Source organism: Streptomyces sp. TLI_185 (genome assembly GCF_003814765.1).
GTDB lineage: Bacteria > Actinomycetota > Actinomycetes > Streptomycetales > Streptomycetaceae > Streptomyces.
Genome location: NZ_RKRB01000001.1, coordinates 9,983,070 through 10,008,176 on the forward strand (window position 1 = coordinate 9,983,070; position 25,107 = coordinate 10,008,176).

A 25,107-nucleotide genomic window follows, 5' to 3' on the forward strand; every position below is an offset into this window, starting at 1 on the left:
CCGGTGTGCCCACCTTGCTGATCGTGCATCACACACCCTCGCCCAACTGCCAGACGATGCTGGAGGCCGTCCTGTCCGGTGCCACCGCGCCTGAGATCGAGGGCGTCGAGGTCGTCCGGCGGGCGGCGCTGGCGGCCACGGCGTCCGACGTGCTGGCGGCCGACGCCTACCTGCTCGGCACCCCGGCCAACATCGGCTACATGTCCGGAGCCCTCAAGCATTTCTTCGACCAGATCTACTACCCGTGCCTGGACGCGACGCAGGGCAGGGCCTTCAGTTACTACGTGCACGGCGGGAGCGACGTCACGGGCGCGGTGCGCGGCATCGAGGCGATCACGACCGGCTTGGGCTGGCGCCGCACGGCGAAACCCGTCACCGTCACCGGGGAGCCCGCCACATCGGACGTCGAGGCCTGCTGGGAGCTGGGCGCGACGCTCGCCGCGGGACTGCTCGACTGACCCGAACCGGGTGAGCGAGGGAGACGCAGGTCACATTCGGGTGTGTCACAACCTGCCGGGCCGTGCCGTCAAAGAGGTGTAACCACCGACAACGGCACAGGAGCACATCATGGAAGCTCGTCTCAACCTCTTCGAGAACCCGGTCGCGGCCAAGCTCTTCCGGCACCTCAACTCGGCGGGCAAGGTCGTTTCGGACTCGGCGCTGCCGCTCGCGACGCAGGAGCTGGTGAAGCTCCGCGCCAGCCAGATCAACGGCTGCGGCATGTGCACCGACATGCACACCAAGGACGCTCTGGCCGCGGGGGAGGACCCGCAGCGTCTCCATCTGGTCGCGGCCTGGCGGGAGGCCAAGGTATTCACCGACGCCGAGCGCGCCGCCCTGGAGCTGGCGGAGCAGGGCACCCGCATCGCGGATGCGGCCGGCGGGGTCACGGACGAGGCCTGGGCGAACGCGGCCAAGCACTTCGACGAGGACCAGCTCGCCGCCCTGGTCGCCACCATCGCCGTGATCAACATGTACAACCGCTTCAACGTCATCGTTCAGCAGCCCGCCGGCGACTACCAGCCGGGCATGTTCGGGTGACGCCGAGCATCTGACCCTCACCGGCAACGGCACACGGCCCGGGCGCTCTCGCCCGGGCCGTCCTTGTGCACTGCATTTGAGACAGTCTCCCCCCGGAAAAGGTACGGACTATTCTCGCGCGCCTTGCTTTCCTGGGCTTTGCGGCACCCAAGAAGGCGGGATCGGGTGCGTGAATGAGTCACTGCAGGAAATTCACCCTTCCGTGCGGTTGATAGTTCAACGGGCGCGCTGCAATACTCCGGCTTCCGGTCCCGCCCCCACCCCAAGGGCGAGTCCGAAGGAATCCGCAAAGCGACGGTTCCGGATTCACGAACCCCCCACAAAGTCCGCACGGTGGTCTACTCCGGCATTCTTTCCCGGCGCGGTGCGGCACCAAGAAGTGGAGAAGGTGTGCCCGCGTGAATGTCGAGCAGGCGAAACGACGCGAGATATCCGACAGCCCCGAATTCCAGCTGCTGCGCCGTGCGCACCGGCGATCCGGAGTGCGGATGACGGCAGTCGCCGTCGGCGGGTTCCTGCTGTATGTCCTGTTGTCGAGTTTCACCCCCGAGCTCATGAACACTCCACTGCACGGTCACCTCACCCTCGGACTGGCCCTCGGGCTGGGGCAGTTCGTGGTGATGGCCCTGATCGCGCGACGCCACCTCGTGCACATGCGCACACACGTCGACCCGATCGCCCGCGGCTTCCGCACCCAGGCCCGCCGCCGGCAGCCCGAACAGCCGAGCCGTTCCGCCGAGTCACCCGCCTCCCGCCCCACCGAGGGCTACCGCACATGGTGACGACCGCGGCCGTCGTGGACCGCTTCAGCCTGCAACTGACGTTCCTGCTGTTTCTCTCCGTGGTCGTCGTCACCCTGTTCACCGCGCTGCTGACCGCTCCGCAGCGCGACGAGATCGGCGAGTTCTATCTCGGCAACCGCACCATGTCGCCGCTGCGCAACGGGCTGGCGATGTGCGGCGACTACCTGTCCGCCGCCACCCTCCTGGGCAGCACCGGCCTGGTCGCCCTCACCGGATACGACGGACTCCTCTACCTCGGCGGCACCGCGGTGGCCTGGATGATGGTCCTGCTGCTGATCGCCGAACCCCTGCGCAACACGGGCCGGTTCACCCTCGGTGACACCATCGCCCTGCGCATGCCTACCCGGCAACGCCCGGTCCGGCTCGCCCTGTCCCTCTGCACCCTGGCCGTCACCACTCTCTACCTCGTGGCCCAACTCGTCGGCAGCGTCGCCCTGTTGACCCAGTTCACCGGCGAACCCAGCGCGGCCACCCGCACCCTGTGCGTGGTCGTCATCGGCACGATCGTCGTCGTGTACGCGGCACTCGGCGGCATGCCCGGAGCCACGTTCATCCAGATCGTCAAGGCCGTCATGCTCATCTCCGGCGTCACCGTGACCGCCGTGATGGTGCTGCACCACTACCGCTGGAACGTCGACGCCCTGCTGACGGCGGCCGCCGACAACAGCGGCATGGGAACACGCTTCCTGGAGCCAGGACTTCGATACGGCGCCAGTACCACCAGCAAACTCGACTTCCTCAGCCTGCAACTGGCCATCGTGCTGGGCCTCGCAGCCCTCCCGCACGTCATGATGCGGCTGCTCGCCCCCCGCTCCACCAAGGTGCTGCGCAACTCGGTCGTGTGGGCGATGGGCCTGGTGGGCCTGGTCTGCCTGGCGGCCGGCGTCCTCGGCCTGGGCTCCACCGCCGTCGTGGGCCGGGACACGATCGCCCGCATGGACCACAAGGGCGACGCGGCCGTGCTGCTGCTCGCGCACGCACTCGGCGGCGGCGTCCTGACGGCCCTCCTGTCCTGTCTGGCCTTCGTCACGCTCCTCGCGGTGGCCGCCGGACTCACCCTCGCCGCGGCCTCCTCCGCCGCCCACGACCTCTACGGCGAGGTCATCCGCAAGGGACGGGCCAAACAGACGGAGGAGCTCCTGGTCGCCCGGCTCGCCGCGGCCGTCATCGGCGTCCTCGCCATGCTCCTGGCCCTCGTGTCCTGGGGCGCCAACACCGCCACCCTGGCCTTCCTCGCCTTCGCCATTGCCGCCTCCGCCCTCCTGCCCACCCTCGTCTACACCCTGTTCTGGCGGCGCTTCACCGCGACGGGCGCCCTGCTCAGCCTCTGCGGCGGCCTGCTGTGCTCGGTACTCCTCGTCGTGTTCTCACCCGTCGTCTCCTCCACCCCGGCCTCGCTCTACCCGGACGCCGACTTCGCCTGGTTCCCGCTGCAGAACCCCGGCATCGTCTCGATCCCGGCCGGCTTCCTCCTCGGCTGGCTCGGCACCGTCCTGAGCCGACCCGAAGTCCCCGACGAATACGACGAGTTCGAGGTCCGTGCGCTGGTCGGAGCCGCCGACTGAGCTGAGTCCGCCGGCGTGCGGCGACCGATTTCGCGTACCTTGTGCTCCTCGCCATGAACGACGGGGACACCGGCAGGCGGGTTGTCGACGGCCGTTTCGAGGTGGAGTCCCGGCTCGGTGGCGGCGGCATGGGCACGGTGTGGCGCGCCCGCGACCTGCTGCCGCACCGCAGCGTGGCTGTCAAGGAGGTCCGGCCCGCCGCCCCGGACCTCGCCGAGTACGACGCGGACTCCGCACGGATGCTGCGCAATCGGGTCCTGCGCGAGGCCCGCGCCCCGGCCCGGGGGCAGCATCCGACAAGACGGGCCGGTACACCTTCGGAGATCTCGCCGGCTACCCCGAGTACGTGTTGGTCAAGGCCATGGTTCCCGGCAGCCGGACCCGCTACGACAGCTACACGTATTGGCCCGGCAAGGGGGTGGAGAAGGGCGCCGTCGCCGGCACCCTGATGGGCAAGCTCCCGGTGAGTCTGAAGAACTACCGCTGGGACAAGCTGCCCGCTCTCCGCACCTTCGCCGAGCAGAAACTGGGCGTCGACAAGCCGACGAGCCGCTATCTGCTCCTGCAGGCGCCGAACGAATTCAACGACGACCCCGCGGCCTTCGAGGTCTGCCTCGGCGACGAGTACGCCACCGGCTATGTGCTGGCCAGCCCCCGGGGAAGGTGCTGAAGGTGGTGCCGGCCGACGGATGAGCCGTTGAGCCGTATGCAGCAGCCGGAAGAGCCTCACCCGGGGCACGGGGACAGGCTTGGCCTGCACCTACGGCCCGCCCGGGAGACCTGATGCCCCTTCGCTCCGCTTCGGCCCGTCTCTTCCCGCTCCGGTCCCGACTGCGGGCGACCGGCCTCGCCGCGGTCTGCCTGGCAGCGCTCTGCCAGGCCCCCGCGAGCACCGCCGCCGCTCCCGCAGCGCGCGGCAGCGACCTGCAGAACCAGATCGAGCAGCTCGTCCACGCCCCCGGCGGACCGCCCGGTGTCATCGCCGTGCTGCGCACGGACGGGCGCACCCGCGTCGTACGGGCGGGTGTCGCCGACCTCGCCACGGGCCGCCGCCCGCAGCCCTACGACCACATGCGCATCGCCAGCACGGCGAAGGCCTTCAGCGGAGCCGTGGCCCTGACCCTCGTCGACCGGCACGCCCTGCGCCTGAACGAGACGCTCGGCGAACGGCTGCCACGGCTGCCCAAGGCCTGGCACCGCGTCACGCTCCGGCAACTGCTCAACCACACCAGCGGGCTGCCGGACTTCAGCGCGGACGCCGAGTTCCGGGCCATCCTCGGCGCCGACCCGCACCACCACTTCGACTCCCGCCGCCTGCTGGACTTCGTCGCCGACCAGCCCCTCAACTTCCGCCCAGGCACCCGGTACCGCTACTCCAACTCCGACAACATCGCCGTCGCCCTGATGGCAGAGGCGGCGACCGGAAAGCCGTACGAGCTGTTGCTGCGCCTGCTGGTCTACCGCCCCTTGGGCCTGCACGACACGACCCTTCCCCAGGGCTACATGATCCCCGAGCCCTATCTGCACGGCTACGACGTGGCCGGACCGCCGCCCCCGGTGGACGTCAGCGAACTCCTCGGCGCCTCCGGCTCCTGGGCGTCGGGCGGCATCATCTCCACACCCGCCGACATGACCCGCTTCATCCGCGGCTACGCGGGCGGCGCCCTCTACGGCAAAAACGTCGTGCGCGAGCAACGGCGCTGGATCGCGGGCGCGTCCGAACCCGCGGGCCCCGGCCGGAACACGGCGGGCCTCGCCATCTTCCGCTACGCGACCCGCTGCGGTGTCGTCCTGGGGCACACCGGCAACTTCCCCGGCTACACCCAGCTCATCGCCGCCACCCCCGACGGCCGCCGCTCCCTGACCTTCTCCGTCACCACGCAGATCAACCAGTCCCAGACCCCGCAGCTGCTCAGCCGACTGCGCGCCGTTCAGGAGAACTTCGTCTGCGCGCTGCTCGCACGTTCCAAGCACTGACCCGCTCTCGCGAGCCGCCGCCACGACGAGGGAAGATGAGGCGGCAAGCGTTTTGGTCAACCGATGTGGAGGAGCGGGCACATGCAGCACGAGCGAGCGGGCAGCCCGGCACGCCCCGAGGACCTCGTCGACGTCGCCCGGCTGGTCACCGCGTACTACGCGCTGCACCCGGACCCGGCCGACCCGGGCCAGCGGGTGGCGTTCGGCACGTCAGGACACCGCGGGTCGTCCCTGGCGACCGCGTTCAACGACGACCACATCGCCGCGACCAGCCAGGCGATCTGCGAGTACCGCGCCGAGCAGGGCACCGACGGCCCGCTCTTCCTCGGCGCCGACACCCACGCCCTGTCCGAGCCGGCACGGGTCACCGCCCTCGAGGTGTTCGCGGCCAACGGGGTGACCGTGCTCATCGACAGCGCAGACGGCTACACGCCCACCCCCGCGGTCTCGCACGCCATCCTCACCCACAACCGAGGCCGCACCTCCGGCCTCTCCGACGGCGTTGTGGTCACCCCCTCGCACAACCCGCCCGCCGACGGCGGCTTCAAGTACAACCCGCCCAGCGGCGGGCCCGCGGGCTCCGAGGCGACCTCCTGGATCCAGGACCGGGCCAACGACATCATCGCGGCCGGGCTGAAGGACGTACGGCGCATCCCGTACGCGCGGGCGATCGCCGCCGAGACCACCCGCCGCCACGACTACCTCGGCGCCTACGTCGCCGACCTGCCGCACGTGCTCGACCTGGACGCCATCCGCGCGGCAGGCGTCCGTATCGGCGCCGACCCGCTCGGCGGAGCCTCGGTGGCCTACTGGAGCCGGATCGCCGAACAGCACCGCCTCGACCTGACCGTGGTCAACCCTCTTGCCGACCCCACCTGGCGCTTCATGACGCTGGACTGGGACGGCAAGATCCGTATGGACTGCTCCTCGCCCTACGCGATGGCCTCGCTCATCGAACAGCGCGACCGCTTCCAGGTCGCCACGGGCAACGACGCGGACGCCGACCGGCACGGCATCGTCACCCCCGACGCCGGCCTGATGAACCCCAACCACTACCTGGCCACGGCCATCTCCTACCTCTACGGCCATCGCAAGGAGTGGCCCGCCGACGCGGGCATCGGCAAGACCCTGGTGTCCTCCGGCATGATCGACCGGGTCGCCGCCGACCTGGGGCGCCCCCTGGTCGAAGTGCCGGTCGGGTTCAAGTGGTTCGTGGACGGTCTGGTCGGCGGCTCGATCGGCTTCGGCGGGGAGGAATCGGCCGGGGCGTCCTTCCTGCGCCGGGACGGCTCGGTGTGGACCACCGACAAGGACGGCATCATCCTGGCGCTGCTCGCCTCCGAGATCATCGCGGTCACCGGGAAGACTCCCTCGGAGCACTACGCCGCCCTCACCGCCCGCTTCGGTGAACCCGCCTACGCACGCATCGACGCCCCCGCGACCCGCGAGGAGAAGGCGCTGCTCGCCAAGCTCTCACCCGCGCAGGTCACCGCGGACACCCTGGCCGGGGAGGCGGTCACCGGGGTGCTCACCGAGGCTCCGGGCAACGGCGCCGCCATCGGCGGAATCAAGGTGTCCACCGAGAACGCCTGGTTCGCGGCCCGCCCCTCGGGCACCGAGGACGTGTACAAGATCTACGCCGAGTCGTTCCGCGGCCCCGACCATCTGCGCCAGGTACAGGAGGAGGCCAAGGACGTGGTCATGGCAGCCCTCGGCGGCTGATCCGGACACTACGGCGACGGGGGGGGAGTGGCGGACCGTGGCAGGGCGGCCCGGCGAAGCCGCACGGCGGACTTCACCGGCCGCCGTGTCGCGAACATCCCGTTAAACGCATAATCTGGGGATTTGCCCCGAAGGGGCCATGGCCCACGGTCCCGCCGGAGTGATCAATGTCCCTCGAGCGTCCGACACAGGACGGCGACGAACTGCTTGCCCGACTCGGGTCGCTGACCGCCCAGGCACGCGAACTCGCGGAGCTGCAGCGCTCCCGGGTGGAGCTGGCCCTGGCCCTGCAGCGCGGCATGCTGCCCCGGGACCTGCCCGCTGCCTGCCGCTTCCACCTGGCCGTCCGCTACGCACCGGCCTGCCAGGGCCTCAACGTGGGCGGCGACTGGTACGACGCCTTCACGATGCCGGACGGCCGCATCGGACTGTCCATCGGCGACGTCCAGGGCCACAACATCGAGGCGGCCGCCTTCATGGGGCAGGTCCGGGTCGGCCTGCGCGCACTCGCCTCCGTCACCGGCGATCCCGGCGAACTGCTCACCCGCACCAACGACCTGCTCCTGTCCCTCGGCACCGACCTCTTCGCCACCTGCACCTTCATACGGCTCGACCCGGCCACCGGCGTCCTGGAGAGCGCACGGGCCGGACACATCCCCCACATCTGGGCCACCGCGGACGGACAGTGCGGCATCGCCGAGGACGAGGGCGGACCGCCCCTCGGCATCGAGGCAGGCATGCAGTACCCCGTGACCCGTCACCGGCTCACCACCGGCGGCGTGTTCGTCCTGCTCACGGACGGTGTGGTGGAAGGGCCGTCGCTGAGCGTCGACGAGGGCCTCGCCCGGGTGGTGCAGCTGGCGGGCAGCGCCGCAGTGGCCGGCATGGAGGCCGACGTCCTCGCCGCCGGAGTGATGAAGATCGCCGAGCGGGTCGGCCACGAGGACGACGCGGCCGTACTGGTCGTCACCCACGACGGTCCCGGAATTCAGCCATAGGGCCCCATCCGGCGCCTCTCGCCTCGCCGAGCGGGCGGCACCGGTGTCAGATGTCAGCTGTGGTGGGTATCCCGGATCTGCGCCGACCGGCCGTCTGCGCCCTCCAGACGCTGGCCGTCGCTGCCTGCTACTTCGCCGCCGGGCGGCTGGGACTTCTGCGGCAGCTCGTCGTCGAGGGCGCCGTCGTCACACCCATCTGGCCGCCCACCGGCGTCGCGGTGGCCTGTCTGCTGCTCTTCGGCCTGCGCATCTGGCCCGGCATCGCACTCGGCGCGCTCCTCGTCGTCATGTCCATCAGCTCGGTCCAGCCTGCCGTGACCGGCACCCTCGTGGGCAACACCGCCGCCCCCGTCTGCGCGTACTACCTGCTGCGCAGGGTCGGCTTCCGCACCGACCTCGCGCGGTTGCGGGACGGCTTCGCGCTGGTGTTCCTGGCCGCGCTGACCGCCACGCTGATCAGCGCGACCGCCGGCGCCGGGCTGCTCGTCCTGACCGGCAAACTCGCCACCGACGGCTTCTGGCTCGTCTGGTCGGCGTGGTGGGCCGGCGATGCGATGGGCGTCCTGATCGTCACTCCGGTCCTGCTGGTGCTGTACGGCGCGCGCCGCCATCGCTGCGTGTCGCGGTGGAAGGAGGCGGTGGGCCTGACCCTCGTCGCCTGCGCCCTCGTCCCCTTCGCCGCCCACAGCGCAGTGAGCCTGCTGTTCCTGGTCTACCCGCTCCTGATCTGGGCGGCCCTGCGCTTCCAGCTCGCGGGCAGCATGCTCTGTGCGCTCTTCGCCTCCGTCATGGCCACGATCGCGGCGACGGACCAGGTCGGACCCTTCGCCCGGCTGACCGGCGTCCAGGTGATGATCAAACTGCAGGCTTTCAACGGCGCGATGGCGCTGACCGCGCTGCTCCTGTCAGCCGTGATCACCGAGCAGCTGAACACCAGGCGTTCGGTGGAACAGGCCTGCCAGGAACTGGTCGAAGTCCTGGAACATCTCACCGCGGGGGAGAACCCGCAGAGCCGGCCGCCCATGGAGGTGGACGACCGGCGGTGACCTCAGTTCCACAGGGGATACGTCACCGTCGGGGAGAACGTGTCCGGCCTGCCGGCGGGGTATTCGAGGGTCATCCGGCTGTAGTGCTGCAGGTGCGGGTGCTTCTTCCAGGGCTGCGCCCGGTCGAGCCGGACGACGACCGGGTACGAGTGGAACTTGCCCGCCGCGCAGTACGGCTTGCAGTCGTTGACGATGTTGACGCCCTCGGCCCGTGCCGAGCCCGGGCCCCACTTGGACCAATGGAGCGAGGCCAGGCGGCTGTTGCCGTCACCGCAGGCGAGGATGAAGGCGGTGGGGCGCACTTCCGGGTGCCAGAAACAGTCGACGAGCACGGGGACCCTGGCCTGCTGCCGCGCGGCGTGCGAGGCCGGCGGGGACGCCGGCCGGGCTTCGGAGGGTGCGCTTGCGGCTGCCGCGAGCGCAGCAGCGAAACAGAGCGTGACCGCCGTACTCAGTGTGTGCCTGCCCATGTCCGCTCCCCGCTGCCGTCTCCTACCGAGGCTATGACGTTCAGACGCCACGACTCGTTCCGACGCTACGACTGCGGACGGGGATACACCACTCGGATGGAGCAACGCTTCAAGCTCGGCCTTCGCCGTCGTGTCACTCCCGGTGGTTGAGGGCGAACGTGGTGAGGACCGCCGCGTGGTCCGACGGCCAGTCGTTGCCGGCGACGTCCGGCCATGCGCGCGGGACGCCGGTGACGAGGGTGCGGGAGTCGACGACTTCCAGACCGTGGCCGTTGTGGAGGACGTAGTCGATACGGTCCTGCGGTTCCGGGCGGCTGATGTCGTCCTCGTGGCGGGTGTGGACCGGCGACCAGGTGTGGCCCGGCGCGCGGGCCGGATCGGGGTGGGCCTCGCGGTAGGAGTCGCGCAGTCCGGCCTCCTCGGCCGCCCTCGTCACCGGCCAGGCCACGTCGGCCCAGTCGAGATGGGAGGGGCTGTTGAAGTCGCCGGTCAGGATCACGGGGGTCGTCTCGTCCGCCGACTCCGCGATCCGGCGCAGGGTCTCGCGCATCTGGGCCAGCCGGACGTCTTCGTGGGCGATCAGCTCGGCAGGCCCGAGCCCGTCGAAGGCCGCTTCGTACGGGCCGTACGGCGTGTAGTGCAGGTGCGCCGTCCACACGTCCACCTCGTGTGCGCGGCCGATGCGGATGCGGGCGCCGGCCGCTCCGTAGAAGCCGACGTCGGGGTCGCCGAGGCGGGCCGTGATGGGGTGGCGGCTGATGATGCCGAGGTTCTCGCCGGCCTGGTGGTGGTGCCAGCCCAGCGCGTCGGCGAGTTCCCGGGCCGCCGTACCGGCCGTCTCCTGCAGGCCCACGACATCGGCCTCCGTGTCCAGGATGACCTTGAGCTGCTTGGCGCGGTGGTCGTCGACCTTCGCACCGCCGAACCAGAGGTTCCAGCTCAGTACCCGCAGACGGGGGACCACCAGGGCCCGCAGCCGGTCCGGGGTCACCTCTTCCAGGCTGGCCACGACCGTCCGCCCGGGAGCCGCCTCGATCGGCGCCAGCGACGGCACCGCCAGCACGGTGCACCCGGCGGCCTCCGCGGAGCTGACCCCCGTGGGGGTGTCCTCGACGGCCACACAGCGTGCCGGGTCGACGCCCAGGGCGCGGCAGGCCGCGAGGTAGGGGTCGGGGGCGGGCTTGGTGTGCTCGGTGTCGTCCGCGGTCACGGAGACGTGGAAGCGGTCGGCGCCGAGCACGGCCAGGACGCTGTCGGCCACCGTGCGGGGCGAGGCCGTGACCAGGGCGGTCGGCACGCCCTCGCGGGCGAGGGCGTCGAGGAGGCCGAGCGCGCCGGGACGCGGCACGATGCCGGTGCGCACACGGTCGCCGAACTCGGAGTGCAGCCGGTCGGCGAGATCCGGTGTCCCGGTGAGCCCGCCCAGCCAGGCGGCGGTGTGCTCGACCGGCCTGCCGAGCACCTCCGGCTGGTCGGCGTCGGTCAGCGGCCGGCCGAGGCCCGTGGCCACGTACTGCACCGCCTCCCACCACAGCCGCTCGGTGTCGACGAGCGTGCCGTCCATGTCGAACAGCACGGCCTGGAGCGGGGGTTGGGTCACGGTCTCTTCTTTCGTGTGGGGGGTGTACCTGATGTCCTACGGGCGAGTGTCCGGCGACTCACGCCGCCCGCTCGGCGACCAGCACCGGGCGCTCGGGCAGCGACACCCGTACGGTCGCTCCGGCTCCCAGCACGGCGGCCTCGTGGGTGGGCAGGTCGGCCTTGACCTCGGTGCCGTCGGCCAGGCGTACGGTGATGCGGGTGGCCGCGCCGAGGAACGCGGTGGCGATCACCCGGGCGTCACCGGTGGCGTCCGCGGTGACGTGCACGGCCTCGGGCCGCACCAGCACATCCACCTCCGCCGCCGCGGGGAGGATCCCCTCGGCGGGCAGCCGCAGGCCGAGGACGTCCACGGTCGTGCCGGACAGCCGTCCGGGGATCCGGCTCATCGTGCCGACGAACTCGGCGACGAAGGCGGTGGCCGGGCGCCCGTACAACTCGGCGGGTTCTGCGCACTGTTCGAGTCGGCCGGCCCGCATCACGGCGACCCGGTCGGCCACGGACAGGGCCTCCTCCTGATCGTGCGTCACGAACAGCGTGGTGATGCCGAGCTCCTGCTGCAGCCGCCGGATCTCCTCGCGCAGCGTGAGCCGCACCTTGGCGTCCAGCGCGGACAGCGGCTCGTCCAGCAGCAGCACGCGGGGCCGCAGCGCGAGCGCGCGGGCGAGCGCGATGCGCTGCTGCTGGCCGCCGGAGAGCTGGTGCGGAAACCGGTCGCCCTTGTCGGCGAGGCCGACCAGCTCCAGCAACTCGGCCGCCCGGGAGCGGCGTTCGGCCGTACGCACCTTGCGCATCCGCAGCCCGAAGGCGACGTTGTCGAGGGCGCTCAGATGCGGGAAGAGGCTGTACGACTGGAAGACCATCCCGGCGTCCCGGCGGTGCGCCGGCACCTGGGTGACGTCCTCGCCGTCGACCAGCACCTCACCGGAGTCGGGGTGTTCGAACCCGGCGAGCATGCGCAGCGCGGTGGTCTTGCCGCAGCCGGACGGGCCCAGCAGTGCCAGGAACTCTCCCGGCTGCACGGTCAGGTCGAGCCCGTCCAGGGCGACGGTCGCCCCGAACTCCCGGCGCAGACCGCGGAATTCGACCGTGGCGGCCTTGCCGACGGCTGTCTTCTCAAGGGTGGTGGCGGTCATGGTTCATCCTCGGGACGAAGCGGTACGGGTCCGCCCGCCGAGGCCGGCGAGCGTGAGGAGCAGGGCCCATGTGACGAGCAGGCTGAGCACGGACACGGCGACGGACAGCTGGGCCTGCGAGCCGCCGACGCTGTAGATCCACACGGCGAACGGTGTGAAGCCGAGCAGTTGGGCCACGGTGAACTCGCCGAGCACCAGCGCGAGCGTGAGGAACGAGGCGTTCAGCAGGGCCCCGCGCAGATTGGGCAGCACGGCCCGCACCAGCGCCTGCGGCCAGGCGGCTCCGCAGCTGCGGGCTGCCTCGACGAGCGTGCGTACGTCGATGGCGCGCAGCCCGGAGTCCAGCGCCCGGTACACGAACGGCAACGCCATGACGACGTACGCCAGCACCAGCACGAACGGGAAACTCGGGTTCTGGATCGCCACGAAGGTCTCGAACAGCGGGGTGCGCGACAGATAGTCCGGGCCCCACTTCAGCACCGTGGCGATACCGGCGACGAACGCGATCGGCGGCACGACCAGCGGCAGCGAGCACAGCACCTCGACGACCGGCCGCAGCCGGGGGGCGCCGAGCCTCAGCGCAACCATGGCAGGGACCATGAGCAGCAGGACGATCGCGATGGTGGCGGCCGCCAGTTCCAGCGAGAGCAGCAGGCTGGAGCCGAAGCCGTCGGTGGAGACGATCTGGCTGTAGGCGTCGAAGGTGATGCCCTGTCCCGGGACATCGACCGTGAAGATCACGGATGCGGCGAGCGGGACGAGGAAGTACAGGGCGGCGAGGCCGAGGACGACCCACCGCCACGGGTTCAGGCGTCGAGCCATCGCGCGCTCCGTCGTTGCAGGGGCAGGTACACGGCCATGACGAGCCCTGCCACCAGGACCATGTCGAGGCTGAGGGCGAGGGCCACGTTCTCCTGGCCGACCAGCACGTTGCCGGAGATGGCGTCGGCGATCTGCAGGGTGACCAGCGGGACCGAACTGCCCACCATCGCCGCGGCGGTGGCGTACGCGGCGAATGCGCTGCCGAACAGGAGCACGAACCCGCCGAGCAGCGAAGGCAGCAGCACGGGCAGGGCGACGTGCCGCCAGTACTGCAGGGCGGTGGCGCCGTTGTTCTGGGCGGCCTCGCGCCACTGGGAGCGCAGGCCCTCCAGGGCGGGCGTGATGGTGAGGACCATGAGCGGGATCAGGAAATACAGGTAGACGATGACCAGGCCCCAGAAGCTGTAGAGGTCCCAGCCCTTGTCCGTGAGGCCCAGGTGTTTCGTCAGCACGCCGGCGTTGCCGAGCGTGGCGACGAACGCGAAGGCCAGCGGGATGCCGCCGAAGTTGGCGAGCACCCCGGACGCGGTGAGCGCGGCCTCGCGCAGCACCCGGAACCGGGAGGTCACCACGACCTGCGCGAGCGGCAGCCCGAGGACGGTCCCGATGCCGGCGGACACGGCGGACAGTTTGACGCTGCCGAGCAGCGCGGTCAGATAGGCGCCCTGCAGGGAGGTGGTCAGGTTCGCCGTGCTGTACGAAGTGGCGCCCGTGGTCTGGTTCTTGACGCTGAACGCGCCGTTCAGCATGGCGATCGCCGGCACCCCGAAGGCGACAGCGACGAAGACGAGCAGCGGGACGACGGCGAGCCAGCCGGGGACCCGGCGCCGCCGCTTCGCCGAAGCGAGCGGCGGCGCCACGTCCACGCCCGTGAGGGTGGCCGTCATCCGGAAACGGCCTTCGCCCAGCCCTGCGCGATGACCGTCTTGGCCTTGCTCTGCTGGGCCTCGGTCGGGAAGGAGGGCGTACCGGAGACTGCCGGGAGCTTGGCGGCGGCGCTCTTGTCGAGGGTGCCGGCCTTGTCCATGGCGGTCATCAGCGCCGGACGGGCGTAGCCCTTCAGCCACAGGTTCTGGCCCTCGGCGCTGTACAGGTACTCCTGCCACAGACGGGCGGCCGCCGGGTGCGGGGCGTCCTTGTTGACGGCCTGCGAGTAGTACTGGGAGAACTGGCCGTCGGACGGGACCGCCACCTTCCAGTCGACGCCCTTGGACTTGAACTCGTCCGCGTAACCGGCGTTGAGGTAGTCCCAGTCGATGCTGATCGGCGTCTCGCCCTTCTCCACGGTCGCCGGAGTCGACTCGACGGGCGTGTAGTTGCCGTTCTTCTTCAGCTTGGCGAAGAACTCCAGGCCGGGCTGGATGTTGTCGAACGAGCCGCCGTTCGCGAGCGCGGCCGCGTACACGCCGCCGAAGGCCGAACCCGACTTCGTGGGGTTGCCGTTGAGCGCGACCTGCCCCTTGTACTGCGGCTTGAGCAGGTCCTTGAAGGTGGTCGGACAGGTCTTGACGCGCTTGGCGTCGCAGCCGATGGAGATGTAGCCGCCGTAGTCGTTGTACCAGCGGGCCTGCGGGTCCTTCTGCCCGGTGGGGATGTCGGCGTACGAGGCCACCTTGTACGGCGCGAGCAGGCCCTGCTGGGCGGCGCTGAGCGCGAAGGAGCTGCCGAGGTCGAGGACGTCCGGGGCACGGTCCTGGCCCTTGCGGGAGGTCACGGCGTTGATCTCGTCCTGGCTGGAGCCGTCCGGGTTCTCCACCGTGATCTTGATGCCGTACTTCTTCTTGAAGCCGTCGATCAGGGCGCCGTAGTTGGCCCAGTCGCGGGGCAGCGCGATCGCGTGCAGCGTGCCCTCCTTCTTGGCGGCCTTCACCAGGGCGTCGAGGCCGCCGAAGTCGGCGGCCGAGGTGGCGGTGGCCGCGTTCTTGCCGTCGGCGGTGGTCGACGCGTTGTCGGGAGCGGCGCCGCAGGCGCTCAGGGCGAGCGCGGCTACGACGGCGAGGGAGCCGGCCAGGGCGGCTGTTCTCGGCTGGGACACGGTGACTCCAGAAGTGAGCGCAGGGGAGGACGCAGAAGACGCACAAGGCTGAGAACTTGTCTGAACAAGTTGGCCTCAGTAAGGCCGCCCGTGGTGACCTCTTGGTAAACAGTGGCGAAATTGTGACCTCCCAATCCCTGCACAGTTCGGGGCAAGCGCGATCACCTGCCGGTCTCGATTAGGCTGGTCACGCTGTGCACAGCAGCTGACTCGGAGGGAAACGGTGGCGACACGACACGAGGAGATCGCCGACGAGCTGCGGCGGGCGATCGACCGTGAGGAGTACACGGTCGGCAGCAGGCTGCCTGCCGAGACGGAACTCGCCGCCCACTACGGCGTCTCGCGCGGCACCGTCCGCCAGGCCGTCGCCGCGCTGACCTCCGAGGGCCTGATCGGCTCCCGCCAAGGGGCCCGCCGGGTCGTCCTGGCCAGCCGCCGCAGCCAGAGCTTCGCCGAACTGCGCAGCTTCGCCCAGTGGGCCCGCGCCATGGGCCGCGAGGCCACCGGCCAGGTCGTGGCCCAGGAGTACCTGCCCGCGACCGCCCAGGACGCCGCCCGTCTCCAACTCCGGGAGGGCACACGGGTCTTGCACGTCCTGCGGGTCCGCGGCCTGGACGGCGAACCGGTCCTCGTCGAGCGCACCGTGTACGCCGACTGGATCTCACCCGCCGTCGAGACGATCGACCCGTACGCCCCGTCCGTCACCCAACTGCTGTACGACAGCACGGGCCTGGTCTTCGCCTACGGCGAGCACGTCATCGACGCGGTCGCGGCGAGCGCACAGGACGCCGAACTCCTCGGCATCCGCCGCACCAGCCCCCTGCTGCGCGTCCGCCGCGTCACGACCACCCGCGAGGGACGCCCCGTGGAGTGGTCGGACGACCGCTACCGCTCGGACGCCGTGAGCTTCAGCGTGCACAACTCGATAGACAACAACGCACTGGCGCGCAAGACGGCCGAGTGAGGCATCAACTCGGCCTGGGGGAGGCCTGACCGCCGGTGACCCGCAGCAGGTCGAGCTTGCCCGCGTCGCTGCTGTCGGCCGCCGCCGTGTAGGTGACCATCCTCAGGTCCGCGCCAGGCACGACGAGGACGTCGCAGTCGAGGACGATGTCACCGACCTCGGGATGCTCGACGGTCTTGCGGTCGCTGGTGTGAAGGCCGGCCGTGGCCGTGTCCCAGTAGTGGGCGAAGGCGGCGGACGTCGTCCTCAAGTCCCGTACCAGCTGCGCCAGTCGGACGTCGGCGGGATAACGGGACGCGGCGTGCTTGATATCGGCGACGATCGACGCGGCGAAGGCGTCGTCGGCGCGATCGGAGCGGAACGGACGCAGCGCGGCGTGTGCGGGTCCGTCTCCGAACACGGCGCGGGCGAGGTTGCGTTCGCAGGCGGGCAGCGTCTCGGGGTCGCCGTGCAGGGCGCACCACATGGCGTTCCACCACACCAGGCTCCAGTCGGCCGCGAACACCCCGATGGGGACGTCGCCCAGGCGTGCGGTGAGCCGCTGCACGCCCGGCGGCACGTGCGTGTCGATCGTGGCGTCCTGCGGCGGCAGCAGCCCGGCGCTGCGGTAGAGCTCGTCGCGTTCGGTCCGCGAGAGCTGCAGGGCCCGGGCGAGGGCGCCGACGACCTGGGCCGACGGGTGCCGCGCGCGCCCCTGCTCCAGGCGCAGTACGTAGTCGACGGAGAGGCCGGCCAGCTGCGCGAGCTCCTCACGGCGCAGCCCCGGGGCGCGTCGGCCGGCCGTGGCGGCGAAGCCGGCGTCGGCGGGGGAGAGCCGGTCGCGCCAGGCGTGCAGAAGTGAGCCGAATGCGGGGTGGGCGGCAGCCATTGGGCCATTGTCGCCGTCCGCGCCCGCGTCAGCCTGGGTACTGCCGGTCCTACTGACGCGGGCGGCCCTGGCTGCCGGAACGGGGAGAGGCGAGCGTGGGCGACGCACCGCCCGAACCGGGTTCCGACCGACCTGAAGGATTCGTCCATGCAGTCCACCATCGTGATGACGGGCGCCGGCCGCGGTATCGGCCGTGTCGCCGCACAGCGCATCCTGCGCCTGTCGCCGGACACACACCTCGTCGTCGTGGCCCGCGGCTCCCGTGGCCCTCGCCTGGCCGCCGAACTGGGCGCAGCCGGGCGGGCGGTCTCACACGTCACGGCCGATCTCGGGTCTCTCGTGAGCGTCCGTGCGGCGGCCAGGGAGATCCACGACCGGCTCGAAGACGGTGAACTGCCGCCCCTGCACGGCTTCGTGGGCAACGCGGGCGTCCAGTACACGAACGCGCTGACCGAGACATCCGAGGGCCACGAGGCCACGTTCGCCGTCAACGTGCTCGCCAACCACCTGCTCGTCCGCTCGTTGCAGGAGCAGTTCGCCCACCCCGCCCGAATCGTGATCACCGTGAGCGACACCCACTTCGGCGACTTCCGGCACAACCTGGGCATGGTCCCCGGCCCGGCCTGGCAGGCCCCGCGGACCCTGGCTCGCCCGGGAGCCTTCTCCGAGCCGCACACCGCCGCCGCCGGCCGCACCGCGTACTCGACGAGCAAACTGGCCGCCCTCCATCTGGTCCACGAGTACGCCCGCCGTCTGCCGCCCGGCGTCGACGCCGTGGCCTACAACCCCGGTTTCGTCCCCGGCACCGGCCTGGCCCGCCATGCCGACGCCCTCTCCCGGTTCGCGATGCGCCGCGTCCTGCCGGCGCTGACCCTCACCCCCTTCGCGACCACGCGCACGGCCGCGGGCCGCCACCTCGCCGACGTCGCCCTCGGCGCGATCTGCGCACCGACCGGTTCCTATGTCGACCGCGCGCGGGTGGCCGGTTCGTCGGCGGAGTCGTACGACCCCGAGCGTGAACGCGAACTCTGGGATGCCGCCGAGTCGTTGGTAGGCTCTCCGGGCTGATCATGGACTGGACAGGGGGATCCATGCGGAACCTGGCTACGGCGGTGACGACCGCGCTGACGTGCCTGCTGACGGGTGCGGCCGTGGCGGGCTGCGGCGGCGACGGGAGCGCCGACGAGAGGTCGGCCGAGGAGATGCTCGACGACGCCAACGACGCGATGAGCGAACTGAAGTCGGTGACGATCGAGTTCACCAGCAACCCGGCGAAGGGCGGTTCGGTCACCACCCGGCTCGTGACCGACCTCGACGACCGGTGCAGGTCGAAGATGAGCTGGTCCGCCGGCGGCAGTCTCGAACAGATCCGGATCGGCGACACGGACTACGTCCGCCCGGACCGCGTGTACCTCCAGAGGTGGAGCGGCCGCAAGAGCGTGAGCAGCGCGCAGAAGCTGTGGACGAAGTCGCCCGTCGACGAGGCGAAGGACAGGGAGCAGGGTCTCGTCTCCTGCAAATGGGCCTTCGACTCGTTCGGCAAGGCGACGAAGGGCGGGACCACCAGCATCGACGGCAGGGACGCTGTGGCGCTGAGCGTGACCGACAAGGCGGACAAGGACGGCACGTTCACCTTCTACGTGGCCACCGAGGGCAAGCCGTACCTCCTCAGGGCGGTCTACAAGGGAGCCAAGTACCGCACCAGCACCTCGTTCCACGACTTCGACGAACCGCTCGACGTCCGGGCCCCGAAGCCGGCCGAGGTGCTGGACACGACGGGCCTCACCGACTGAGCAGGCGGGCGACGTGTTCCCGTACGACATCCCACGCCGCCGGGGGGAGTGAGCCGACGGCCGTGTCACTCAGCGCGTCGATCGCCGCGTCGCGCCGGGCGTCGTCGCAGGCCACGCTGTCCGAGAGCACGTCATAGCCGTCGCGGACGGCCACCTGAAGGCGGTTGCGGCCGTCGTCGTCGGTGCGGACCGCCGCCGCGACGACGAGCGGCGGCGGTCCGCCCGCCTCGCCGGGCAGCTTGCGGTAGCTGCTGGCGAGCGGTTCGCGCCAGTGGAGGCTGAGCAGCAGATGGTGCTTGGCCAGGACCTCGGCGAGGTCGGTCTCGTAGACCCGGTCCCGTTCGAGAACCGTCGCCCGGGCGTCCAGCACCAGGGCGGCCGGCAGCAGACAGCGCAGCGTGCTGCCGACGAGGTTGCCGCCGACGGTGGCGGTGCGGCGTACCGCTCCCGTTCCCACCGTGGCGGCCGCCTGCGCGAGGACCTCGGGCACGCGGTCGTCGATCCGGTTCAGCACGACGGCGGAGCCCAGCGTGCCGCGCGCGATCACATTGGCCTCGGGGAGGTTGCGCAGGGACATGGCCTGCTCGGGGAACCCGTCCTGTTGCCAGCCCGCCCAGACGAGCGTCGCCCCGCCGATGGGCACCGCTCCCTCGGCCATGCACTCCTGCGCTTCGGACACGGACTCGGGCAGACGTAGCAGCACGGGCGCGGACCTGCTTTCTCGACGGGGTGGAGCGAGGTGCACGGGGGTCCCGGCCACGGGACCGCCGACGTGGCGCATTTTCCCCGTGCGCGTGGAGGCGCGTACAGGGCTCATTCGTCCACCGTGTGCGCCCCCCCGCGCAGTCGGCGTTCCGGATCTCTGGGGGAGGATGGGAGCCCGGAGCGGAGAGGTGCCGTAGCGATGAGGACCGGTGGGGAGATGCAGCGCGACGAGTCCGCGCTGATGGTGCGGTACGCGCCGCAGGAGGCCGCGGCCGCGGCGATCGTGACTCTGCACGGCGGGCGCGAGGTGAGCCGCAGGGCGGCGCGCCCTTGGCAGCCGGCCGCGCTGCGTATGCACCCGGTTCTGCGGGCCGCCGCGGCCGCCTCGCCCCCGGACGTCCTGCTCGGCCGGGTCCGCTACCGGTACCAGGGCTGGAACGACAACGATCCCACCGAGGACGCGGTGCGGGCGCTCGACGAACTCCAGCGGCTCGTGGGCGCGGTGCCCACCGTCCTCGTAGGGCATTCGATGGGCGCGAGAGCTGCCCTGCGCGCGGCGTCGCATCCGCTGGTGTGCGGTGTGCTGGCGCTGGCGCCGTGGTGCCCGCCGCAGGACTCCGCCGCCCACCTCGGCGGGGTGCGGATGGTGGCCGTGCAGGGTGACCGCGACCGTGTGACGTCCCCCGCCGAATCGGCGGACTACGTGCGCCGGGCCCGGGCCGCCGGGGCCCAGGCCGGCATGGTCGTGGTCAAAGGCGGTGACCACGCGATGCTCCGCCGCAGTGGTGACTGGCACCGGGCCGTGGGCGAGATCGTCGCCCAGATACTGCAACCGGATCCGGACGCGCAAGGGCTGGCCGCGAAGGCCTGCGCGGCGGACGGCGCGATCGACCTCTAGCCGGACCGCAGGGCTGCCTGGCGGGACGCACCGAGTCGCGGCCTTCCATCGCTCGTGCGAGCCTGAATTCATGATCAGGTGACCGCCTTGCCGTCTGCCCGTTCGCGGGAGGGCATGGACGGGTGGCCGTCGGGCGGGAACGCTCGAAAGGAGTTGGCCGCATGATTCCTGTCACCGTGTCGCCCGTGCGCATCGAAGCGTTTCTCGATCCCCGGCTGTCCCGGTGGATGTGGCTGGTGAAGTGGCTTCTCGCGATCCCGCACTACATCGTGCTGTTCTTCTTGTGGATCGCGTTCGTCTTCGTGACCGTCGTCGCGTTCTTCGCCATCCTCCTCACCGGCCGCTACCCCCGATCCCTCTTCGACTTCAATGTGGGCGTGATGCGCTGGAACTGGCGTGTCACCTACTACGCCCACACCGCGCTCGGCACCGACCGGTACCCGCCGTTCACCCTGGCGGACGTGCCCGACTACCCAGCGCATTTCGACGTCGCCTATCCCGAGCGCCTCTCCCGCGGCCTGGTCCTGGTGAAGTGGTGGTTGCTGGCGATCCCGCAGTACATCGTCGTCGGCCTGTTCGTCGGTGGCTGGGGAGAAGGGGACAGCTGGCGTGGCGGCGGCCTGATTCCCTTCCTCTCCTTTGTCGCTGTGATCATCCTGGCGTTCACCGCCCGCTACCCGGTGCACCTCTTCGACTTCCTGCTGGGCCTGGCCCGCTGGGCCGCGCGGGTGGCTGCCTACGCCGCACTCATGACGGACCAGTACCCGCCCTTCCGCCTCGACCCGGGCGGCCAGGACTCCCCGGTCGACGTCACCAACCGGGCGTGAGCAACTCGCTCAGGCCCGTGCCCTGACCCCAGCGGCTGAGCGAGGCGCCGTCGAGCAGGCAGGTCTTGCCCTGACGCCGCGCCCAACGGATGTCGCGGTCTCCGAAAGTGCCGCGGTGCACGACCAGTTGAAGATGTGGAGCGGTGTCCGTGCGGTGCCACTGGGAGTGCGGCACGTCCTCGTCGGGGAGGGGTTCCGCCACCGGCCGGAAGGCCACGTCGAGCCGGCGGCCGCTGCTGTCCCGGGCGCAGAGACGTGGCCGGTCCGGTGCGGGCAGCAGCCGTACCCGCCACCCGTCCCGGCGCAGCATCCGGGCCACGGCCAACGCGAGCCCCTCGGTGTCGAGTTCGACCAGTTCGCCGGGGTCGTAGTAGCCGAGCCGTCGGCGTGCCGCCGGGCGTCGGCGCCGGACTCCCGTCACGGCGAGAAGGACCAGGAGTGCGACTCCGCCGAGGGGAACACCGATGCCGAGTGCTCGATAGCCCGCGGCGAGTACGGCGACGATCGAGCACCACGCGGCGACCACTCCGGCGAGCGCCGGCACCACGTCGCGAAACCTGGGCCCGTAGCGTCCCTGTGCCCGCAGGGACGCCACGGTGTGCCGTCGCCGTGATCGATGCGACTGAAAGGGCCGGGAGGTCCACCATCGGCGCGCCACAGTGCCAGCCCCCCAACGCAGTCCGCTTCGACCTATGCGCAGGGATACCCATCGGGCGGAGGGCGGTCCGACCGGGGGGAAGGGTTCCGGCCACACGCCTGTCGCCGGGAACGAGCCGGAGTCAGCACGCCCCCTCGTCCTGCCACGGGCCCCAGTCGGTGGCGGCCGGTGTCTCGTTCTGGGTCCACCACTTCGCTTTCCAGTTGTGTTTGTTGTACGAGACCTCGTCGCCCGCGGTGTAGACCGAGGTCGAGCTCCACGCGGCCTTGCACCCGCTGGGCGTCGGCGGCGGCGTAGGTGTCGGGGTGGGTGTCGAGGACGGCGGGGTGGCGCCGGCGAACTTCACCGAGTACTTCGCGAAGTCCCAGGAGTTCTGCGCCACGCTGGAGCAAGTGCCGGACGTGCGCCCGCCGTTGTCGGGCGGCGTGCACTGGCGGTCGCGGTTGAGGGACCAGAAGGTGAAGCGGTCCATGTTGTGGCTGGTGGCGTAGTCCAGCACGGTCTGGAAGTCGGCCTGGGTGAAGATCTCGCCGGTGTCGCTGCGCCCGTTCATCCCGGAGAAGCCCTCGTGCGCGTAGGCCGTCGCCTGGTCCCAGCCGAACGTCGACTGGAGGATGGAGTTGAAGTTGGTGAGCGCGCTGGTCTGCGAGGCCGCGCCGCTGAAGCCGCCGTCGAAGGGCATGATGGAGAAGTTGTTCGGCGTGAAGCCCTGCGACTTCGCCTCCAGCAGCATCTGCTTGCCGAACCAGCCGGTGCCGTCGGCCGTACCGGCCGTGGTGACGGAGACGTACAGGCCGGGGTTGTTCTGCTGGAGGATCTTCGCGGCGCCGATCTCGTTCTTGATCGCCGCGGTGTTCTCGTACTCCGGCTCCTCCAGGTCGAAGTCGATGGCGTGGAGGCCGTACTTGGTGATGACCTGCTGGTAGGCGGCCGCCGTCGCCGCCGCGTCCGAGCACACCTGACCGAGCTTGGTGCCGCCGTACCCGCCGATGGAGACGGACACATCGCCGCCCTTGCCGCGGATCGTGTTGATGACGGACTGGACGGCCGTGTCCGAGGACACGGGGGCGGTGCCTCCCCAAGTGGGCGAGCAGCCACCGCCGTTGGGGGCGAGGACGAAGGCGAGCTGGAAGGCCTTGAGACCGGTGGCGTCCATGATGGCGGCCGGGTCCGGCGGGTCGTTGTCCAGTGGCATCAGGTACGGGGCGGCCGCGTACCAGCGGTTGCTGAGCGCGGCGGTGGCGCCCGAGGCATGGCCCGCTATCAGGGCTGTGGTTCCTGCGGCGGTGAGTCCGACGGCGGCGGCTGCGCCCAGGCATGCACGAAGACGTCTCACGGTGTGCCTCCGATGGGGGTGGGGGAGTGCCCCAGCTTCCTGCCGGACCGTGACCGCGTCCATGCTTTGGACTAGACCAAACGGCTTCTTGGTCTAGACCATGCAATTCCTTTGCCTTGTACCTGCCAGGCGTGAGGGTGGGTCTTGTGCGTTATAGCTGGTATGCGGTATTTCGTCGTCTGTGAGCTACTACGACCTCGGCAGTCACGTCCGGCGGGTGACGACTTCGTCGTCCGAGGCGCAGGTGTGGTTCGACCGCGGACTGAACTGGACCTTCGCCTTCAATCACGAAGAGGCCGTGCGCTGTTTCGAGGCCTGCGCCTCGGCGGATCCCGACTGCGCCATGGCCGACTGGGGCATGGCCTATGCGCTCGGCCCCAACTACAACAAGCCCTGGGAGTTCTTCGACGAACAGGACCTGGCCCGGACGGTGGAGCGCACCCACGCCGCGGTGCAGCGCGCACACGCCAAGGCAGCCGGCGCCACCGCTGTCGAGCGGGCCCTCATCGGCGCCCTGCGCGCCCGCTATCCGCAGGAGAGAGCCCCGGCCGTGGTGGAGTGTTCCGTGTGGAACGCTGCCTACGCCGACAGCATGCGGGCCGTCCACCGACTGGCCCCCGACGACCTCGACGTGGCCACCCTGTACGCCGACGCGCTGATGAACCTCACTCCCTGGCAGCTGTGGGACATCCGCACGGGCACACCTGCCCTGGGCGCGCGCACCACCGAGGCCAGGGCGGTGCTGGAACAGGCGCTCGCCACGGAGGCGGGCGCGCACCACCCCGGCCTGCTGCACATGTACATCCACCTGATGGAGATGTCCCCGACCCCCGAGGCCGCCCTGCCGGCCGGCGACCGGCTGCGCGGTCTGATGCCGGATGCCGGACATCTGCAGCACATGCCGTCGCATCTGGAAGTGCTCTGCGGCGACTACCGCCGGGTCGTCTCCGACAACACCACGGCGATCGAAGCCGACGAGAAGTTCCACGCCCGGGCCGGGGCGATGAACTTCTACACCCTGTACCGGTGCCACAACCTCCACTTCAAGATCTACGGCGCGATGTTCCTCGGCCGCTACCGGGACGCGATCGACACGGTGCACCGGCTCGAGGCGGCCGTGCCCGAGGAACTGCTCCGGGTGCAGAGCCCGCCCATGGCGGACTGGGTGGAGAGCTTCCTCGCGATGCGGGTGCATGTGCTCATCCGCTTCGGCCGCTGGGGCGACATCCTCGCCCTTCCGATGCCTGCCGATGTGCGGCTGTACTGCGTGAGCACGGCGATGCTGCACTACGCCCGCGGTGTCGCGTTCTCCGCCACGGGCCGGATCGACGAGGCCGAGGCCGAGCGGCGGCTCTTCCGCGACGCGGTCGCCCGGGTCCCCGAGACCCGCATGCTGTTCAACAACACCTGCGCGGACATCCTCGCGATCGCCGCTGCGATGCTGGACGGAGAGCTGGACTACCGCAAGGGGAACCACGCCGCCGCGTTCGCGGCCCTGCGCCGGTCGATCGAGCTGGATGACGGTCTTCCCTACGACGAACCCTGGGGCTGGATGCAGCCCACCCGGCACGCCTACGGGGCACTGCTCCTCGAACAGGGCCTGGTCGCGGAGGCCGAGGCCGTCTACCGGGCCGACCTGGGCCTCGACGGCACCCTGCCGCGCGCACAGCAGCACCCCGCCAATGTCTGGGCCCTGCACGGCTTCCACGAATGCCTCGTGCGGCTCGGCAAGGACGGCGAGGCACAGATCGTGGCCCAGCAGCTGAAGATCGCCACCGCGACGGCGGACGTACCGATCGAGGCGTCCTGCTGCTGCCGGCTGGAGACCCGCCCGGGTTAGCGCC

Annotated in this window: 25 protein-coding genes and 1 pseudogene; 16 read left to right on the plus strand and 10 right to left on the minus strand. The window is 70.7% G+C overall.

The annotated features are described in order from the left end of the window. Positions 1–5 precede the first annotated feature (5 nt). The 10 genes and pseudogenes from EDD92_RS45850 (at position 6) to EDD92_RS45895 (ending at position 9,152) form a co-directional block, all read left to right on the plus strand. Positions 6–458 carry a flavodoxin family protein gene (locus EDD92_RS45850; protein ID WP_123969794.1) on the plus strand — a complete coding sequence of 151 codons (453 nt, stop codon included), beginning with the start codon at positions 6–8 and terminating at the stop codon, positions 456–458. Between the two features lie 109 nt (positions 459–567). Beyond that, positions 568–1,041 carry a carboxymuconolactone decarboxylase family protein gene (locus EDD92_RS45855; RefSeq protein WP_123969795.1) on the plus strand — a complete coding sequence of 158 codons (474 nt, stop codon included), beginning with the start codon at positions 568–570 and terminating at the stop codon, positions 1,039–1,041. Positions 1,042–1,439: 398 nt separating this feature from the next. After that, positions 1,440–1,823 (plus strand): DUF485 domain-containing protein, encoded by a 384-nt coding sequence (locus tag EDD92_RS45860; protein ID WP_260327203.1) that lies wholly within the window; start codon positions 1,440–1,442, stop codon positions 1,821–1,823. Continuing rightward, on the plus strand, positions 1,817–3,409 hold the full coding sequence (locus EDD92_RS45865; protein WP_123969797.1) for a cation acetate symporter: 1,593 nt from the start codon (positions 1,817–1,819) through the stop codon (positions 3,407–3,409). Before EDD92_RS45860 ends, EDD92_RS45865 begins: the two co-directional genes overlap by 7 nt. Positions 3,410–3,462: 53 nt before the next feature. Then, a pseudogene (locus tag EDD92_RS51765) lies at positions 3,463–3,705 on the plus strand (serine/threonine protein kinase); the annotation flags it as partial. A 50-nt stretch (positions 3,706–3,755) separates the two neighbouring features. Next, positions 3,756–4,079 carry a hypothetical protein gene (locus tag EDD92_RS45875; RefSeq protein ID WP_185124340.1) on the plus strand — a complete coding sequence of 108 codons (324 nt, stop codon included), beginning with the start codon at positions 3,756–3,758 and terminating at the stop codon, positions 4,077–4,079. 113 nt (positions 4,080–4,192) lie between these two features. After that, positions 4,193–5,386, plus strand: a complete 1,194-nt coding sequence (locus EDD92_RS45880; RefSeq protein ID WP_123969801.1) for a serine hydrolase — start codon at positions 4,193–4,195, stop codon at positions 5,384–5,386. 81 nt (positions 5,387–5,467) lie between these two features. Continuing rightward, positions 5,468–7,108 (plus strand): phosphoglucomutase (alpha-D-glucose-1,6-bisphosphate-dependent), encoded by a 1,641-nt coding sequence (gene pgm, locus EDD92_RS45885; RefSeq protein ID WP_123969803.1) that lies wholly within the window; start codon positions 5,468–5,470, stop codon positions 7,106–7,108. Between the two features lie 167 nt (positions 7,109–7,275). Further along, on the plus strand, positions 7,276–8,106 hold the full coding sequence (locus EDD92_RS45890) for a PP2C family protein-serine/threonine phosphatase (RefSeq protein ID WP_123969805.1): 831 nt from the start codon (positions 7,276–7,278) through the stop codon (positions 8,104–8,106). A gap of 50 nt (positions 8,107–8,156) precedes the next feature. After that, positions 8,157–9,152: an MASE1 domain-containing protein gene (locus EDD92_RS45895; protein WP_185124341.1), complete on the plus strand. Its 996-nt coding sequence runs from the start codon at positions 8,157–8,159 to the stop codon at positions 9,150–9,152. 2 nt (positions 9,153–9,154) lie between these two features. Here the strand turns inward: EDD92_RS45895 and EDD92_RS45900 are convergent, their stop codons facing one another. The 6 genes from EDD92_RS45900 to EDD92_RS45925 all read right to left on the minus strand — a co-directional run bounded on the left by EDD92_RS45900 (position 9,155) and on the right by EDD92_RS45925 (position 15,214). Beyond that, a complete protein-coding gene (locus EDD92_RS45900; RefSeq protein ID WP_123969807.1) occupies positions 9,155–9,622 on the minus strand; it encodes a hypothetical protein in 468 nt (155 codons plus the stop codon). A gap of 133 nt (positions 9,623–9,755) precedes the next feature. Then, positions 9,756–11,222, minus strand: a complete 1,467-nt coding sequence (locus EDD92_RS45905) for an HAD-IA family hydrolase (protein ID WP_123969809.1) — start codon at positions 11,220–11,222, stop codon at positions 9,756–9,758. 58 nt (positions 11,223–11,280) lie between these two features. After that, positions 11,281–12,357 carry an ABC transporter ATP-binding protein gene (locus EDD92_RS45910; protein ID WP_123969811.1) on the minus strand — a complete coding sequence of 359 codons (1,077 nt, stop codon included), beginning with the start codon at positions 12,355–12,357 and terminating at the stop codon, positions 11,281–11,283. Between the two features lie 3 nt (positions 12,358–12,360). Next, positions 12,361–13,179 carry an ABC transporter permease gene (locus EDD92_RS45915; RefSeq protein WP_123969813.1) on the minus strand — a complete coding sequence of 273 codons (819 nt, stop codon included), beginning with the start codon at positions 13,177–13,179 and terminating at the stop codon, positions 12,361–12,363. After that, entirely contained in the window at positions 13,164–14,066 is a 903-nt protein-coding gene (locus EDD92_RS45920; RefSeq protein ID WP_123969815.1) for an ABC transporter permease subunit, read from the minus strand. Before EDD92_RS45920 ends, EDD92_RS45915 begins: the two co-directional genes overlap by 16 nt. Further along, positions 14,063–15,214 (minus strand): ABC transporter substrate-binding protein, encoded by a 1,152-nt coding sequence (locus EDD92_RS45925; protein ID WP_123969817.1) that lies wholly within the window; start codon positions 15,212–15,214, stop codon positions 14,063–14,065. The genes EDD92_RS45920 and EDD92_RS45925 overlap by 4 nt, the downstream gene beginning before the upstream one ends. 223 nt (positions 15,215–15,437) lie before the next feature. Here EDD92_RS45925 and EDD92_RS45930 point away from each other — a divergent pair, with 223 nt between their 5' ends. Then, on the plus strand, positions 15,438–16,178 hold the full coding sequence (locus EDD92_RS45930) for a GntR family transcriptional regulator (RefSeq protein ID WP_123969819.1): 741 nt from the start codon (positions 15,438–15,440) through the stop codon (positions 16,176–16,178). A gap of 4 nt (positions 16,179–16,182) precedes the next feature. Here the strand turns inward: EDD92_RS45930 and EDD92_RS45935 are convergent, their stop codons facing one another. Beyond that, a complete protein-coding gene (locus EDD92_RS45935) occupies positions 16,183–17,046 on the minus strand; it encodes a helix-turn-helix transcriptional regulator (protein ID WP_123969821.1) in 864 nt (287 codons plus the stop codon). A 147-nt stretch (positions 17,047–17,193) separates the two neighbouring features. On the opposite strand from EDD92_RS45935, the gene EDD92_RS45940 reads away from it, so the two are divergent. Continuing rightward, positions 17,194–18,114, plus strand: a complete 921-nt coding sequence (locus EDD92_RS45940) for an SDR family NAD(P)-dependent oxidoreductase (RefSeq protein WP_123969823.1) — start codon at positions 17,194–17,196, stop codon at positions 18,112–18,114. A gap of 23 nt (positions 18,115–18,137) precedes the next feature. Further along, positions 18,138–18,839 (plus strand): hypothetical protein, encoded by a 702-nt coding sequence (locus EDD92_RS45945; RefSeq protein WP_123969825.1) that lies wholly within the window; start codon positions 18,138–18,140, stop codon positions 18,837–18,839. Here EDD92_RS45945 and EDD92_RS45950 read toward each other — a convergent pair. Further along, positions 18,829–19,542 (minus strand): FAD binding domain-containing protein, encoded by a 714-nt coding sequence (locus EDD92_RS45950; protein WP_123969827.1) that lies wholly within the window; start codon positions 19,540–19,542, stop codon positions 18,829–18,831. The two genes, EDD92_RS45945 and EDD92_RS45950, sit on opposite strands and share 11 nt — an antisense overlap. 201 nt (positions 19,543–19,743) lie before the next feature. On the opposite strand from EDD92_RS45950, the gene EDD92_RS45955 reads away from it, so the two are divergent. Together EDD92_RS45955 and EDD92_RS45960 are read left to right on the plus strand one after the other, a co-directional pair. Beyond that, positions 19,744–20,442: an alpha/beta fold hydrolase gene (locus tag EDD92_RS45955; protein WP_123969828.1), complete on the plus strand. Its 699-nt coding sequence runs from the start codon at positions 19,744–19,746 to the stop codon at positions 20,440–20,442. Between the two features lie 161 nt (positions 20,443–20,603). Beyond that, positions 20,604–21,269 carry a DUF4389 domain-containing protein gene (locus EDD92_RS45960; RefSeq protein ID WP_123969829.1) on the plus strand — a complete coding sequence of 222 codons (666 nt, stop codon included), beginning with the start codon at positions 20,604–20,606 and terminating at the stop codon, positions 21,267–21,269. On the opposite strand, the gene EDD92_RS45965 is transcribed toward EDD92_RS45960, so the two are convergent. Next, positions 21,253–21,816, minus strand: coding sequence for a hypothetical protein (locus tag EDD92_RS45965; protein ID WP_260327206.1), 564 nt, complete (start codon positions 21,814–21,816; stop codon positions 21,253–21,255). The genes EDD92_RS45960 and EDD92_RS45965 overlap by 17 nt on opposite strands. Positions 21,817–22,048: 232 nt before the next feature. After that, positions 22,049–23,263: a chitinase gene (locus tag EDD92_RS45970; protein ID WP_185124342.1), complete on the minus strand. Its 1,215-nt coding sequence runs from the start codon at positions 23,261–23,263 to the stop codon at positions 22,049–22,051. Positions 23,264–23,444: 181 nt separating this feature from the next. Here EDD92_RS45970 and EDD92_RS45975 point away from each other — a divergent pair, with 181 nt between their 5' ends. Next, complete coding sequence (locus tag EDD92_RS45975; protein ID WP_123969831.1) at positions 23,445–25,103, plus strand: hypothetical protein; 1,659 nt, start codon at positions 23,445–23,447, stop codon at positions 25,101–25,103. Positions 25,104–25,107 lie beyond the last annotated feature (4 nt).

What these genes read in the sequence shown, in the direction of transcription:
- EDD92_RS45915 (WP_123969813.1), bottom strand. Translation starts at nt 13,179, where the DNA reads ATGGCTCGACGCCTGAACCCGTGGCGGTGGGTCGTCCTCGGCCTCGCC.
- EDD92_RS45945 (WP_123969825.1), top strand. Translation starts at nt 18,138, where the DNA reads ATGCGGAACCTGGCTACGGCGGTGACGACCGCGCTGACGTGCCTGCTG.
- EDD92_RS45865 (WP_123969797.1), top strand. Translation starts at nt 1,817, where the DNA reads ATGGTGACGACCGCGGCCGTCGTGGACCGCTTCAGCCTGCAACTGACG.
- EDD92_RS45920 (WP_123969815.1), bottom strand. Translation starts at nt 14,066, where the DNA reads ATGACGGCCACCCTCACGGGCGTGGACGTGGCGCCGCCGCTCGCTTCG.
- pgm (WP_123969803.1), top strand. Translation starts at nt 5,468, where the DNA reads ATGCAGCACGAGCGAGCGGGCAGCCCGGCACGCCCCGAGGACCTCGTC.
- EDD92_RS45935 (WP_123969821.1), bottom strand. Translation starts at nt 17,046, where the DNA reads ATGGCTGCCGCCCACCCCGCATTCGGCTCACTTCTGCACGCCTGGCGC.
- EDD92_RS45955 (WP_123969828.1), top strand. Translation starts at nt 19,744, where the DNA reads ATGAGGACCGGTGGGGAGATGCAGCGCGACGAGTCCGCGCTGATGGTG.
- EDD92_RS45895 (WP_185124341.1), top strand. Translation starts at nt 8,157, where the DNA reads ATGTCAGCTGTGGTGGGTATCCCGGATCTGCGCCGACCGGCCGTCTGC.
- EDD92_RS45910 (WP_123969811.1), bottom strand. Translation starts at nt 12,357, where the DNA reads ATGACCGCCACCACCCTTGAGAAGACAGCCGTCGGCAAGGCCGCCACG.
- EDD92_RS45900 (WP_123969807.1), bottom strand. Translation starts at nt 9,622, where the DNA reads ATGGGCAGGCACACACTGAGTACGGCGGTCACGCTCTGTTTCGCTGCT.
- EDD92_RS45890 (WP_123969805.1), top strand. Translation starts at nt 7,276, where the DNA reads ATGTCCCTCGAGCGTCCGACACAGGACGGCGACGAACTGCTTGCCCGA.
- EDD92_RS45880 (WP_123969801.1), top strand. Translation starts at nt 4,193, where the DNA reads ATGCCCCTTCGCTCCGCTTCGGCCCGTCTCTTCCCGCTCCGGTCCCGA.
- EDD92_RS45855 (WP_123969795.1), top strand. Translation starts at nt 568, where the DNA reads ATGGAAGCTCGTCTCAACCTCTTCGAGAACCCGGTCGCGGCCAAGCTC.
- EDD92_RS45940 (WP_123969823.1), top strand. Translation starts at nt 17,194, where the DNA reads ATGCAGTCCACCATCGTGATGACGGGCGCCGGCCGCGGTATCGGCCGT.
- EDD92_RS45960 (WP_123969829.1), top strand. Translation starts at nt 20,604, where the DNA reads ATGATTCCTGTCACCGTGTCGCCCGTGCGCATCGAAGCGTTTCTCGAT.